General features: G+C 54.3%; 14 protein-coding genes. 3 read left to right on the top strand and 11 right to left on the bottom strand.

The genetic code is table 11. The features are described from left to right. The first annotated feature begins 24 nt into the window (after nt 1-24). Nucleotides 25-1,650, top strand: coding sequence for a sulfate adenylyltransferase subunit CysN (cysN, locus tag AB0A83_RS18060; RefSeq protein ID WP_367154881.1), 1,626 nt, complete (start codon nt 25-27; stop codon nt 1,648-1,650). 76 nt (nt 1,651-1,726) lie between these two features. On the opposite strand, the gene AB0A83_RS18055 is transcribed toward cysN, so the two are convergent. Genes AB0A83_RS18055 through AB0A83_RS18040 form a run of 4 tightly spaced genes read right to left on the bottom strand, consistent with a single transcriptional unit; the run spans nt 1,727 to nt 4,736 of the window. Then, entirely contained in the window at nt 1,727-2,002 is a 276-nt protein-coding gene (locus AB0A83_RS18055; RefSeq protein ID WP_150050815.1) for an oxidative damage protection protein, read from the bottom strand. After that, nucleotides 1,995-3,083, bottom strand: coding sequence for an A/G-specific adenine glycosylase (mutY, locus tag AB0A83_RS18050; protein ID WP_367154880.1), 1,089 nt, complete (start codon nt 3,081-3,083; stop codon nt 1,995-1,997). The genes AB0A83_RS18055 and mutY overlap by 8 nt, the downstream gene beginning before the upstream one ends. Next, nucleotides 3,080-3,538 carry an EVE domain-containing protein gene (locus AB0A83_RS18045; protein ID WP_150050813.1) on the bottom strand — a complete coding sequence of 153 codons (459 nt, stop codon included), beginning with the start codon at nt 3,536-3,538 and terminating at the stop codon, nt 3,080-3,082. Before AB0A83_RS18045 ends, mutY begins: the two co-directional genes overlap by 4 nt. A gap of 28 nt (nt 3,539-3,566) precedes the next feature. Then, nucleotides 3,567-4,736 carry an EAL domain-containing protein gene (locus tag AB0A83_RS18040; RefSeq protein WP_150050811.1) on the bottom strand — a complete coding sequence of 390 codons (1,170 nt, stop codon included), beginning with the start codon at nt 4,734-4,736 and terminating at the stop codon, nt 3,567-3,569. A gap of 663 nt (nt 4,737-5,399) precedes the next feature. Between AB0A83_RS18040 and AB0A83_RS18035 the strand changes: the two genes are divergently transcribed. Further along, the gene (locus AB0A83_RS18035; RefSeq protein WP_232056696.1) at nt 5,400-6,710 is read left to right on the top strand and encodes an MgtC/SapB family protein; all 1,311 of its coding nucleotides are present in this window, start codon (nt 5,400-5,402) and stop codon (nt 6,708-6,710) included. Nucleotides 6,711-6,744: 34 nt separating this feature from the next. Here AB0A83_RS18035 and fabG read toward each other — a convergent pair whose 3' ends face one another. From fabG to AB0A83_RS18005, 6 genes are all read right to left on the bottom strand, one after another. Continuing rightward, entirely contained in the window at nt 6,745-7,473 is a 729-nt protein-coding gene (fabG, locus tag AB0A83_RS18030) for a 3-oxoacyl-ACP reductase FabG (RefSeq protein ID WP_367154879.1), read from the bottom strand. Beyond that, on the bottom strand, nt 7,466-8,419 hold the full coding sequence (gene fabD, locus AB0A83_RS18025) for an ACP S-malonyltransferase (RefSeq protein WP_367156184.1): 954 nt from the start codon (nt 8,417-8,419) through the stop codon (nt 7,466-7,468). The genes fabG and fabD overlap by 8 nt, the downstream gene beginning before the upstream one ends. 8 nt (nt 8,420-8,427) lie before the next feature. After that, a complete protein-coding gene (locus AB0A83_RS18020; protein ID WP_367154878.1) occupies nt 8,428-9,396 on the bottom strand; it encodes a beta-ketoacyl-ACP synthase III in 969 nt (322 codons plus the stop codon). Then, a complete protein-coding gene (gene plsX / locus AB0A83_RS18015; protein WP_150050803.1) occupies nt 9,393-10,421 on the bottom strand; it encodes a phosphate acyltransferase PlsX in 1,029 nt (342 codons plus the stop codon). Before plsX ends, AB0A83_RS18020 begins: the two co-directional genes overlap by 4 nt. 179 nt (nt 10,422-10,600) lie before the next feature. Next, nucleotides 10,601-10,786 carry a 50S ribosomal protein L32 gene (gene rpmF, locus AB0A83_RS18010; RefSeq protein WP_150050801.1) on the bottom strand — a complete coding sequence of 62 codons (186 nt, stop codon included), beginning with the start codon at nt 10,784-10,786 and terminating at the stop codon, nt 10,601-10,603. A 2-nt stretch (nt 10,787-10,788) separates the two neighbouring features. Then, a complete protein-coding gene (locus AB0A83_RS18005; RefSeq protein WP_150050799.1) occupies nt 10,789-11,307 on the bottom strand; it encodes a YceD family protein in 519 nt (172 codons plus the stop codon). Between the two features lie 59 nt (nt 11,308-11,366). Between AB0A83_RS18005 and AB0A83_RS18000 the strand changes: the two genes are divergently transcribed. Beyond that, nucleotides 11,367-11,954, top strand: a complete 588-nt coding sequence (locus tag AB0A83_RS18000; RefSeq protein WP_367154877.1) for a nucleoside triphosphate pyrophosphatase — start codon at nt 11,367-11,369, stop codon at nt 11,952-11,954. Here AB0A83_RS18000 and AB0A83_RS17995 read toward each other — a convergent pair. Next, nucleotides 11,930-12,820: an HDOD domain-containing protein gene (locus tag AB0A83_RS17995; RefSeq protein WP_150050795.1), complete on the bottom strand. Its 891-nt coding sequence runs from the start codon at nt 12,818-12,820 to the stop codon at nt 11,930-11,932. The two genes, AB0A83_RS18000 and AB0A83_RS17995, sit on opposite strands and share 25 nt — an antisense overlap. Nucleotide 12,821 lies beyond the last annotated feature (1 nt).

Below are 12,821 nucleotides of genomic sequence, written 5' to 3'. Positions count from 1 at the left end.
GACAAATATTTTAGGAATCCTTAAATGTCCCACCAATCCGACCTCATCGCCACCGACATCAACGCCTACCTGGCGCAACACGAACGTAAAGAGCTACTGCGCTTTTTGACCTGCGGCAACGTCGACGACGGCAAGAGCACGCTGATCGGCCGCCTGCTGCATGACTCGAAAATGATTTACGAAGACCAATTGGCCGCCGTCGCGGCCGACAGCGTCAAATCCGGCACCACCGGCGCCGGCAAGATCGACTTGGCCCTGCTGGTCGACGGCTTGCAGGCCGAGCGCGAGCAAGGCATTACCATCGACGTGGCCTACCGTTATTTCTCGACTTCGACCCGCAAATTCATCATCGCCGACACCCCGGGCCACGAGCAGTACACCCGCAACATGGCCACCGGCGCCTCGACCTGCGATTTGGCGGTGATTCTGATCGACGCCCGTTACGGCGTGCAAACCCAAACCAAACGCCACAGCTTCATTGCTTCGCTGCTGGGCATCAAGCACATCATCGTCGCGGTCAATAAAATGGATTTGGTGGCGTATAGCGAAGCAACCTTCAATCACATCAAGGCCGATTACCTGGCTTTCGTACAATCCTTGGATTTGCACGATATTTATTTCATCCCGATGTCGGCGTTGGATGGCGACAATGTGGTAAACCCCAGCGACAACATGCCCTGGTATAACGGCAAGCCGATGATGGAATTGCTGAATACCATAGAAATCGGCAACGACCACAATTTCGCCGATGCCCGCTTCCCGGTGCAATACGTGAACCGGCCGAATCTGGATTTTCGCGGTTTTTGCGGTACCGTGGCGTCCGGCGTGTTTCGGCAAGGCGACGAAGTGACTGCGCTGCCGTCCGGCAAAACCAGTCATATCAAATCTATCGTGACCTTCGACGGCGAATTGCCGGAGGCCTTTGCCGCCATGGCGGTCACGCTGACTCTGACCGACGAAATCGACATTAGCCGCGGCGACGTCATCGTCGGCAAACACCAAGCCGCGCCTAGCGTGGCGGATAAATTCAAGGCAACCATCGTGTGGATGACCGAACAGCCGATGACGCCCGGACGGCAATATCTGCTGAAATTGGCTAGCCGTAGCGTGTCCGGATCGATTTCGATGATTCATCACCGCATCGATGTGAACACCTTGGAGCACCACGACGCCAACGAATTGAAGTTGAACGAAATCGGCTATTGCACGGTGGCAGTCAATGCCCCTGTAGTATTTGACCCCTATAAATTGAACAAAGCCACCGGTTCGTTCATTGTAATCGACCGCTTGACCAACATTACCGTCGGCGCCGGTATGATAGCCGGCGATGCCAGTGCAGAAGATTGGTCGCCGGTTAGCGCGGAAGAGCGGGCCACCCGTTTCGGCCAAACCGCCGGCGCCATCGTGTTAAGCGGCGCGGCGGCCCAGGACGCAGCCTATCGCTTGGAGCGGAAGTTGTTCGATACCGGTCACGCGGCCACCATTCTGGAAACTGTGAGCGACGAATTGGTAACCGCAGTCAAAAATGCCGGCTTGCTGTGTATTTGCGTGCAAGCAAAACCGGCGCAATACGAGGTGGCTTTCGATTGCAGCGAATACAGCGTCGACGAAATCTATGCAGCACTGAAAAATCGCAGTTTGATCCGCTAAGGGAATTTTCGATAGGAATATAAAAAAGCCGGCGACATGCCGGCTTTTTGTTTGAGGTCACGGTTTTAAGCAAGGCTTATTCAGCCTTGGGCTGTACGTAGCCTTCCGGCATTTCGAAGCCGCCGGAGAACAGAAATTTTTCCCGTTCGACTTCCAGGATTTTCTTGGTCATCGGGTCGAAACTGGCCAGCCGCTGTTCGTTGATAATCATGGTTTGCATCGCCAGCCAATCTTTCCAGGCCTGCTTGGAAACCTGTTCGAAAATGCGCTGACCTTTAGGGCCGGGAAACGGCGGGGCCTCCAAGCCTTCCGCTTCCATACCCAGTTTTACGCATTTAACCATTCTAGCCATAGTAGTCCTCTTTCAGTTGTGTTAACAGGCGCTTGATAGGCGCCGGTAGTCCGAGCGTATCGAAGTCGGCGAATTTATACCAGAGCGCTTGATTTGCTTCCATCACAGCATCAGTAGGGTTTTGTGCCTGAGCGACGACGGGGGTGTAATCCAGATGGTAGTGAGAAAAGCTGTGCCGGTTTTCGGGGAGCAAGCGAATGCGTTGCCTATCTACGCCGTGCGGCCCGGCCCAAGCGGTCAACCGGTCCAGATCGTCGAATTCGGGCAAGCTCCACAAGCCCCCCCAAATGCCGGCCGGCGGGCGCTTGAGCAGCAAGGTACGCTGCCGGCGATCGAGTAATACCAATAAGTAGCTGCGTTTTACCGGTAGGATTTTGCGCGGTTTGGCGGCCGGGTAATCCGCTACCGCGTTTGCGTGATAGGCTGCGCAGCCCGTGGCAACCGGACAGCGCTTGCATTGCGGTTTGCTACGGGTACAGAGTGTGGCGCCCAAGTCCATCATTGCTTGGGTGTAAGCGCCGCAGCGCCGGTTCGGCGTATAGCGTCCGGCGATTTCCCAGAGTTGTGCGGCGACTTTGCTGTTGCCCGGCCAGCCGGGGACGGCGTGAAAGCGACTCAACACGCGTTTGACGTTGCCGTCCAAAATGGGCTGGGATTGTCCGCAAGCGATACTCAAGATTGCGCCGGCCGTCGAGCGGCCTATGCCGGGCAGAGCACTCAGTTCCTCGATGCCGGTCGGAAAGGCGCCACCGTTTGCGGCGATTGCTTTTGCTGTTTTGTGTAAGTTGCGTGCCCGGGCGTAATAACCGAGTCCTGCCCAATACTGCAGAACATGGTCGGTATCGGCGGCGGCCAATGCGGCGATATTGGGAAAACGTTCCATGAAACGCCGGTAATAGCCGATGACGCTGCTTACCTGGGTTTGCTGCAACATGATTTCGGACACCCAAACCCGGTAGGGGTTGATGTCTTGCTGCCACGGCAAGTCTTTGCGGCCGTGCATGTCGAACCAAGCCAGCAAACGCAGTTGAAATTCTTCCGGGCTCATGGTCGGTAACGGGCGCTGTAAAGCTGCGCTCATTCCAAACTCAGGATGAATTCCCACTGCGGTTGGGTGACGGGCATGATGGACAGGCGGTTGCCGCGCCTTACCAGCGCCAAGTCTGCCAGTTCCGGATAGGGTTTCAATTCCTGCAAGCTGATCGTGCGCGCGAGTTTGCGGACGAAACGGACGTCGACCATAAACCAAGTGGGGTTGTCCGCATTGCTTTTCGGATCGAAATATTTGCTGTCGGGGTCGAAGGCGGTGAAATCGGGATAACTTTCCCGGGCTACCTCGGCGATACCGACGATGCCCGGCAAATCGCAGTTGGAGTGATAAAAAAAGATGGGGTCGCCCACTTTCATTTGATCGCGCATCATGTTGCGGGCCTGATAATTTCGCACCCCGTCCCAATGTTCGGTTTGTTTGGGGCGTTGCTGCAAGTCGTCTATGCCGAACGCGTCCGGTTCGGATTTCATTAACCAATAGTTCACGGCGATACCTGTCATGTTTGCTAGGAATTTAGTCGTTGGCTACGATGTCGACCAATAAAATGCGGTCCGCATCCAGGCGTAACGATAGGGTTTTGCACAAAAGCTCGCTACCGAAGTCGCGGTAACGCTCCGAAGTGACGATGCGATGGTTATCCCCAATGGTTTCCAAAGCCAACAGTTGATAAAAATAAGGGCGCCATGACCAGTTGTAGCCGATTTTGCGTGGGTTGGTGAACCATTTGTCCTGTTGGAAATTAAAGTCGGGGGAAAGTTGGTTGCCTTGGTTGTCGCATAAGAAAAAGCGCACGACGCCGCTTTGGGTAAAATTCCAGCTGGCCAATTCGTTCAGGTTGAAATCGCCTTGCAGCGCGTCGGCCAAGCGGTAAATCAGCTGTTTGGTAGCGTTGATGGCGCTGAATTCTTGTTTCAGTTTGCTTAAGGTATTTTTCAAAAATTTGCCGCGCAAGGACACGATGTGCTGCTCGAACAAATTGGAAGGTTTGAATTCCGCACTGGCCGGAGAGAATAAATGCCCTTGCACGAATTGCGCGCCGCAGTTCAAACCGAATAGAAATTCTTCGTCAGTTTCCACCCCTTCGCAAATGATTTGACAGCCGGTGCGTTTTCCTAGCCGGGTCAAGCTGTTTACCAATTCTCCGGCAATGCCGCCCTTGCTGGCTTGTTTGAACAAGCGCATGTCGATTTTGATGATGTCGGGGTGTAGGGTGGTGACGCGTTGCAATTGCGCGGCGCCGCTGCCGAAATCGTCCAACGCGACTCTGAGCCCTTGGTCTCGGTAGCGGCGCACCAGTTCTTTCAGCTTATGCAAATCGACATGTTCCTCGGTGATTTCCACGATAATCCGCTGCCGGTCGATATTCAGTTCTTCCAGCATTTTTAGGGTGGGCGAGGCGTTCAATTGCCTCAGGTTGTTGATCCAGGCCGAAGAAATATTGATGGCCAAATAAGTGCTGTTGTCCAATTCGGCGAACTTTTGCAGGGCTTTCCAGCGCACTTGACGGTCCAGCTCGGTACGTTGTTTGGCGTCTAAATCCGGCGAAGAAAACAGCGCGCCGGCCGATACGATTTTGTTCTGCGCGTTGCGCTGTCGAGCTAAAGCCTCGTAACCGATGATTTTGCCGTTGGCGACGCTGATAATGGGTTGAAAATGCGGGAATAAGTCGAGTTGTGAGTCCATTGTCGGCGAGAGTGTCCTTTAATGCTGCGGCGCGAAACTTGGGGAGTGGCGGTAAGGAAGATCGAAATGCGAAATCAGGCCGTGCATGACTGTTGCCGGCTTGCCGCTCACGAGTCGGCGTGTTGAGAATATGCTGTGCATAGTGGTAATTCGGTTATTGCTATGGGAGGGTATCGCGCGGATTATATGCTCTAATGGCCTAGCCGTTGCAATAGCCGGGGAGGCAATAGGTAATTGCTTTTTTCCGGTTGAATCGCGTCCGATTTTTTGATGCGGCTGGGTCGATCGAATAAGCAGGTGTTTGTGTGCCGTGAACCTTATCGAAGGCGCTCATCCCACTGATAGGTTTTGATTTACCGGGCGATATAGCCGCGTTATGACCGTTACGTGGCGCTTGGGCAATTGAAAGGGGTGATTCCAACGACAGCTTTGCAGATTTCGATACTATCCTGTGCGGTACATCCTTACGGTTTTAGGCGATTTTCAACAATAAACATATCGGAACGGTGCCGGAATTTTGTGCCCCGAGCAAGCTTAAAAACGAGAGGCACTGCGGCGTGCTGCAAGCATTTCCTAGCTGCAGTAGATGGATAAAAAGACCGGTTAGGCTGGTGTGTTTTCACCGGAAATCGGCTTGGCCAGTAATTACGGTGGAGAATTTAAATGAGCGGTAATCCCGTTGAATCGGTAGCGGTACCTACGGTAACGGGCGGCATGCATTTGGCCGATTTATCGAATTTCAAAGCACTGGGCATCGCGTTGGCGATCGGTTTGTTGATAGGCTTGGAACGGGGCTGGCAGATGCGCGACAAGGCCGAAGGCATGCGGGTGGCCGGATTGCGTACTCACGGTTTGTTGGGGCTGTTGGGCGGGGTGTGGGCGCTGATCGCGCAGCAATTGGGCCCTTTGTTACTGGGGCTGGTGTTTTTGAGTTTGTCTTTGATTTTGCTGGTCGCCTACCGCGGCGGGGTAAAACGCTTCGCAGACTTGAGCATTACCGGCAGCGTAGCCTCCTTGCTGACCTTTTCGCTGGGGGCGTTGACCTTAAGCGGACATAGTATGTTGGCGGTGGCCGCGGCAGTCGTGGTGACCTCGTTGCTAGGTTATAAGCCGCTATTGCACGATTGGATAAGCCGGCTGGACCAAGAGGAAGTACACGCCACATTAAAGCTGTTGTTGATTTCCGTGGTAGTGTTGCCGGTATTGCCGAACCGGGACATCGTGTCTTGGGCGCCGGTAAACCTTTACCAAATCTGGTGGATGGTGGTGCTGATCGCCGCGATTTCGTATTTGGGGTATTTTGCGATACGCATCGCCGGCGATAGGCACGGCCCGCTATTGACCGGGATTTGCGGAGGATTGGTTTCTTCCACCGTGGTGACCTTGAATCTGTCGCGTCTGGCTGTGCAGCTACCGGGCTTGCATAACGCGCTGGCGGCCGGTATTTTGACCGCTTGCGCGACCATGCCGGCCCGTATCGTTTTACTGTCGTGGTTGTTCAATAAAGCCTTGTTTCAGTGTTTGTGGCCGGCATTGGTCTTGATGAGCGTGTCCACCTATCTGGCGGCATTCCTGCTATGGCGTTCGGCGGCGGATTATCGAGAGCAACAGGCATTTAAGCTGGAAAATCCGTTTCAATTGGGTACGGCTTTGAAATTCGGTGCCTTGCTGTTGGCCGTTATGTTACTGACTCAATGGATGCGGGATTATTTCGGCGACATGGGTACTTATGTACTGGCGGCGATTTCCGGTATTGCCGATGTGGATGCGATAACCTTGTCGCTGGCGCAAATGGGCAAATCTACGATGCAGACGCAAACTGCCGCTTACGCGATTTTGTTGGCGGTGATCAGCAACACCGGGTTTAAAGTCACGTTGACTTGGGTGCTGGGCGATAGCCGGTTGGCCAGCCTGGTCGGCGGGATTTCAGTGTTGAGCTTGGGATTGGCGGGGTTGGTTTTGGCGGTGCAGTAGCGGGCGTCCGTGCCCGTAGTGTTCGGCGAAAGCCTTAAGGCATGTACATGCCGCCGTTGACGTGCAGTGTTTCGCCGGTAATGTAGGACGCTTGCTCGGATGCCAGGAAGCTGACCGCGTGAGCGATTTCTTCCGGTTGGCCGAGACGGCCGACTGCTATAGCGGAAAGCAGATTTTTCTTGACTTCTCCCGGCAATTCTTTAGTCATGTCGGTATCGATGAAACCCGGGGCCACGGTGTTGACGGTAATGCCGCGCGAACCTATCTCTTTAGCCATGGATTTTGCGAAGCCGACCATGCCGGCCTTGGCCGCCGCGTAGTTGGCCTGTCCGGCGTTGCCGGTGGAGCCGACAACCGACGAAATGTTGATGATGCGGCCGTAACGGGCTTTCATCATGCCGCGCATCACCGCCTTGCTCATGCGGAAGATGGAGGTCAGATTGGTGTTGATGATGTCGTCCCAGTCTTCGTCCTTCATGCGCATCAGCAAGTTGTCGCGGGTAATGCCGGCATTGTTGACCAGGACGGCCGGGGTACCGTAGCTTTCGTCCACCGTTTTGATGAAGACGTCGATGTCGGCAGCATCGGCAACGTTTAATTTAAAGCCTTTACCGTTATCGCCTAGGTAAGCGGAAATAGCGTCTGCGCCGCTGTCGGAAGTGGCTGTGCCCACCACGAAAAATCCGTCGGCCAGCAATCTTTCCGCAATCGCTCGGCCTATGCCACGGCTGGCGCCCGTGACGATGGCAAGTTTCTTATCCATTGTTGGTTAGCTCCAATACTTTTTGTAAAGAATCAGGATCGAACAAACCGTAATGCGCGGCGTCCGGGGCAATACGCTTGTTAAGTCCCATCAACACTTTGCCCGGACCGCACTCGACAAAGCCGGTGACGCCTTGTTCGTGCATGAACTTCACGCTTTCCACCCATCGTACCGGTTTGAACAATTGCTCTGTCAGCGCGACGCGAATGACTTCCGGCGCCCCGTGCGATTTAACGTCGGCGTTGTGTATCAGGGAGACGCTAGGCGGGACGATCGTTATGCTTTGCAATAGCGCGCCAAGTTTTTCTGCAGCCGGCTCCATCAGCAAGCAGTGCGACGGCACGCTGACCGGTAGTTTTACCGCCCGCTTGGCTCCCAGGGCTTTCATGGCCTCTATGGCCCGATCCACCGCGGCGCTATGGCCTGCAATGACCACTTGGCCGGGCGCATTGAAATTGGCGGCTGCGACCACTTCGCCTTGGGCGACTTCGGCGCAGGCATTGACGACTTGGTGGTCTTGCAAGCCTAAAATAGCCGCCATCGCGCCGACGCCTGCCGGCACCGCTTCCTGCATCAAGCGGCCGCGCTCGGCAACCAGTTTAATTGCATCTTCGAAAGCGATAGCCCCGGAACATACCAACGCGGTGTATTCCCCTAGGCTGTGTCCCGCCATCCAGCCTGGCCGGACTGGCGATTGTTGGCACCAAACCCGCCAGGTGGCGACGCCAGCCGCCAGCATGGCGGGTTGAGTGTTCCGAGTTTGATTTAAATCGGCTTCAGGACCTTCGTTGGCCAATTGCCACAAATCGAAGCCCAAGACGTCCGAGGCTTGGACGAAGGTTTCTTTGACCTGAGGAAAGGCATCGGCTAAGGCCGACATCATGCCGATTGATTGCGATCCTTGACCAGGGAATACGAAAGCCAGACTGTAGTTTTGCTGATTCATCATTCAATTCAATACTTGAGCAGGGCGGAGCCCCAGGTAAAGCCCGCTCCGAACGCTTCCATCAACACCGTATGACCGGGTTGGATTCTACCGTCCCTGATGCCTTCGTTCAGAGCCAGCAATACCGAGGCTGACGAGGTGTTGCCTTGATTTTCCAAGGTTAGAATAACTTGCTCCATCGACATGCCGAGCTTTTTAGCGGTAGCGGCGATGATGCGGGTGTTGGCCTGGTGGGGCACCAGCCAGTCGATGTCGCTGTGTTGTAAATTGTTGGCTTCCAGGGTTTCGTCGACGATACGGCCCAAGGTGTTGACCGCAACTTTAAACACTTCGTTGCCGCGCATTTTGATGTAAGCCGCTTCTTGTTGTTTTGCAGCTGCCGCGACTTGCGGATTCGGGCAATAAAGCAAGTCTTCGTAACCGCCGTCGGAATGGATGTGAGTCGACAGAATGCCGGGCTGGTCGGAAGCCGCGAGTACTGCGGCGCCGGCACCGTCGCCGAACAAGATGCAGGTGCCTCTATCGCTCCAGTCGACGATACGGGAACAGACTTCGGAGCCTATCACCAGCACGTGTTTGTAGGTGCCTGCGCGTATGTATTGGTCGGCGACGCTCAGGGCGTAAATTGATCCGGAGCAGGCGGCTTGAATGTCGAATGCGGCGCAATTGGTTACGCCCAAGAGTCGTTGCACCAGGCAAGCCGTGCTAGGGTAGACTCTGTCGGGCGTGCCGGTCGCCACCAAAATCAGGTCTATCGATTCGGGCTGTATGCCCGCCATCGCCAAAGCCTGACGAGCGGCGGCCTCCGCCATGGTCGAGGCGCTTTCGTCGTCTGCGGCGATACGGCGGCTTTTGATGCCGGTGCGTTCGTAAATCCACGCATCGGAGGTATCCACCATTTGCGAGATGTCGTCGTTGCTACGTACGGTGGCGGGCAGGTAGCCGCCGGTACCTATGAGTTTACTCCAGCAAGTCATGCGGTTTCCCTAGGGGCCAGTGCGGTTTCCAGCTTGTCGCTGATTTTGCGTAATACGTCTTTTTCAACCTCCACCTCGGCGAGATGGATTGCGGTCTCGAACGCCAAGGCGTCCGCGCCGCCGTGGCTTTTGATGACTAAGCCGCGCAAGCCGACGAAACTGGCGCCGTTGTAGAGACGCGGGTCTATGCTGTCCTTGAATTGCTTCAGCACCGGGTAAGCGATTAAGCCGGCCAGTTTGGTCAGCCAGTTGCGCGCGAAGGTCGCTTTGAGTTTGACGCCTATCATTTTTGCGGCGCCTTCTATGGATTTCAGCGCGATGTTGCCGACGAAACCGTCGGTTACGATCAAGTCCACTTTAACGTTGCCGGCATTGATGGAATTGCCTTCGACATAGCCGATGTAATTCAGGTTGGAGTTTTCCAGCAATTTGGCCGCGGCTTTGACTTGTTCGTTGCCTTTCATGTCTTCTTCGCCGATGTTCAGCAAGCCGACTCTCGGGCGCTCGATGTTTTCGACGGCCTTGACCACTTCTTCGCCCATTACGGCGAATTGGTATAAATGTTCGGCGCTGGAATCTACGTTGCCGCCCAAATCCAACATGTGGGTATGCCCGAAAGTAGAGGGCAGTGTCGAAATAATGGCCGGACGTTCGATGCCCGGAATCATTTTCAACACGAAACGGGCGGTTGCCATCAAGGCGCCGGTGTTGCCGGCGCTGACGCAGGCGTCGGCGCGACCGTCCTTGACCAGATTGATCGCCACTCGCATGGAGGAGTCTTTTTTATTCTTTAAGGCTTTTTGCGGCGCTTCGTCCATTTCGACGACTTGCGAAGCATGCACGATGCTTAATCTGCCCGGAAATTCTTGCAGAGCGCTCGCCAGCATTTCTTGCAATATCGTCTGGTCGCCGACCATGATCAAGTTAAGCCGGGGATTTTTTCGTAAACAGGATAGCGATGCCGGTATCGTCACTTGGGGACCGAAGTCGCCGCCCATGGCATCAATCGAGAGAGTTGAGCTCACACTTAGGACCTAACCCGTGAAGTTAAAGAATAAAAAGGCACATTGTTGACAATGTGCCGTTACGATGAATGTACATAATGTGCATTCGGCCGCTTCCCGCAGGAGATCGGCTCCGATGCGTATCGCGCGGAAACTCTTGCGCCGATGCGAAATGGCGGTTCGGCGCTTAGAGGTTCGCTTTATTCGTCGTCGCTACGGGTGTTGACGATTTGGCGGCCTTTGAAAAATCCGTCCGGCGTCATGTGGTGACGCAGGTGCATTTCGCCGGTCAACGGATCTTGAGAAAGCGTCCTAGCGGTTAACGCGTCGTGGGAACGGCGTTGGCCGCGTCTGGAGCGTGAGACTTTGCTCTTTTGTACTGCCATTTTTACTCTCCGGTTTTTTTAAGATTGGCTAAAACTGAAAATGGATTATGGGTTTGGTCTTGTTTGCTATCGTCGAAATCCGCATCTTTGGAATGACGGCGGACGATGCAGTCATAATCGTGCTTAGGGTAGTCGGGTAACGTCAGCAAAATTTCGTCTTCTATCAACTCATTGAGCGAAATTTTTTCGCCGTTGAACAGCAAGGGCTCGCAATCGATCTCCAATTGATCGGCTTCTTGTAGCGACGAGACCACGGCCAATTTTATCGGTGCATCGATTGCCCATTCCAATTGTTGCAAGCACGATTGACATTCCAGTTGCAGCACGGTTTTGATGTGGCCCGATACCACCGCGTACTTGCCCTGTTTGTCGAATTGCAACTCGACCAGAATATTTCCGCTATTTTCGGAAACGGCGCTCGACAAACGTTCGAGACTGGCTATTTTCAAAGACCCGGACAAAATGCTTCGCCGTTCGGCAAATAGCACAGGATCGATAAATTCAGGAAGTTTGTCTGACATAACTGTACAATCATACAGATTCGCGTTTGTTGCGTCAAACTAACAGATGGTGGGCGGGTATGAATCAGAGCGCGCAGGCGCTTGTCTTGGCGTCGACTTCGGTTTATCGACGAGCATTATTGCAAAAATTGCATGTGGAATTTACCTGTTGTGCCGTTCAGGTGGATGAAACGGCCTTGCCGGGCGAAACGGGGCCGGCGTTGGCGTTAAGACTGTCGATAGCCAAGGCGCAAGCGGCGGCGGCAAACCGGCGCGGTTTAATTATCGGCTCCGATCAAGTCGCGGTTTGCAACGGCGTGTTACTAGGCAAACCCGGAACCGCGGAAGTCGCAGCGGAGCAACTTGCCCGGCAGTCCGGGCAAGTCGTGGCTTTTTACACGGCCGTGTGCGTCCTCGATACTGCAGCGAATCGGCAATTGACCGATTTGGATAGCTGCTATGTGCATTTCAAGCCGCTGAGTGCGGAGCAAATTCGCAGATATTTAGCCGTTGAACAGCCCTTCGACTGCGCCGGCAGCTTCAAATCCGAGGGTTACGGAATTAGTTTGTTCGAACGGATAAACGGCGACGACCCGAATGCCTTGGTCGGGTTGCCGTTGATCAAGCTGTGCGCTTTACTGAATCAATGCGGTTTGCTGATTCCGTGAGGTGGCGACAGTTTGCGGTTGGGCATCAGTTGTTCGAAGATTTCCAGAAATTCGAGCGGCAATTGTTCCATCGCGCTATGTATCCCGCTGATGCTGAGATTTTTAACTTCCAGCGGTAAGGCCGGACTCTCTAATAGAGTTTCTTCGAAATGCCGGCCGTATTCCTTGTCGTCGATCAACCTACTGGCTAAATATACCAAGCTGGCATCCAATCTGAATTCCGCGGCAAAATCCGGTTGCCGGTAATGGCCTATCACTTGGTAGAGCGAGTCCGGTAATTTCCAGGATTTCAACAGTTCGCGGCCGACGTCGGCATGGGTGAAGCCGACGATTTGCCGTTCCGCCTCGGGTAAAAGGCGCCGGTCTTGGCGTATGGTAACCAATACTTGCGAGGATAGCTCCGGGATAGTTTGGTACATCACCAAGGAGCCTATGTCGTGCAGCAATCCGGCCAGAAACATACGTTCCGCGTTAAGAATCGAACATTGTTTGGCCAATAGCCGAGTGACGATGGCGCATTCGACGCTTCTGATCCAAAACAAGGTCATATCGACCAAATCGGTGGAAATTTTGCGAAAACTATCCACCACGCAGGTGGCGACCACTAAGTTGTAAAGTTCTTGGACGCCGATGATGGCTATAGCCCGCGAAATCGTGTCTATCCGGGATTCGAAGCCGTAGAACGAGCTGTTTACCGTTCTAAGCAGTCTGGCCGTTAACGCCGGGTCTTTGCTGATCACGCTACCAATATCCGCCAGGGTGAAGCGGGGATCGTCCATCATTTCGTTAAGCTGAAAATAGATGTCGGGTAAAGTGACTAAATCCTTGATGGTGGCGACGAGCGTTTGTGGGGAACTGGGTTTCACG

Origin of the sequence: Methylomonas sp. HYX-M1, from assembly GCF_040741385.1 — a bacterium.
Classification (GTDB): Bacteria; Pseudomonadota; Gammaproteobacteria; order Methylococcales; family Methylomonadaceae; genus Methylomonas; species Methylomonas rhizoryzae.
Note: the sequence above shows the minus strand (reverse complement) of the source record. Positions and strands in the feature narration are given on the sequence as shown.

Excerpts from the sequence above, each read along its gene's own strand:
- AB0A83_RS18040 (WP_150050811.1), bottom strand. The coding sequence starts at position 4,736 with ATGGACTCACAACTCGACTTATTCCCGCATTTTCAACCCATTATCAGC.
- fabD (WP_367156184.1), bottom strand. The coding sequence starts at position 8,419 with ATGAATCAGCAAAACTACAGTCTGGCTTTCGTATTCCCTGGTCAAGGA.
- AB0A83_RS18000 (WP_367154877.1), top strand. The coding sequence starts at position 11,367 with ATGAATCAGAGCGCGCAGGCGCTTGTCTTGGCGTCGACTTCGGTTTAT.
- mutY (WP_367154880.1), bottom strand. The coding sequence starts at position 3,083 with ATGAGCGCAGCTTTACAGCGCCCGTTACCGACCATGAGCCCGGAAGAA.
- cysN (WP_367154881.1), top strand. The coding sequence starts at position 25 with ATGTCCCACCAATCCGACCTCATCGCCACCGACATCAACGCCTACCTG.
- AB0A83_RS18035 (WP_232056696.1), top strand. The coding sequence starts at position 5,400 with ATGAGCGGTAATCCCGTTGAATCGGTAGCGGTACCTACGGTAACGGGC.
- AB0A83_RS18020 (WP_367154878.1), bottom strand. The coding sequence starts at position 9,396 with ATGACTTGCTGGAGTAAACTCATAGGTACCGGCGGCTACCTGCCCGCC.
- fabG (WP_367154879.1), bottom strand. The coding sequence starts at position 7,473 with ATGGATAAGAAACTTGCCATCGTCACGGGCGCCAGCCGTGGCATAGGC.
- rpmF (WP_150050801.1), bottom strand. The coding sequence starts at position 10,786 with ATGGCAGTACAAAAGAGCAAAGTCTCACGCTCCAGACGCGGCCAACGC.
- AB0A83_RS18005 (WP_150050799.1), bottom strand. The coding sequence starts at position 11,307 with ATGTCAGACAAACTTCCTGAATTTATCGATCCTGTGCTATTTGCCGAA.
- AB0A83_RS18055 (WP_150050815.1), bottom strand. The coding sequence starts at position 2,002 with ATGGCTAGAATGGTTAAATGCGTAAAACTGGGTATGGAAGCGGAAGGC.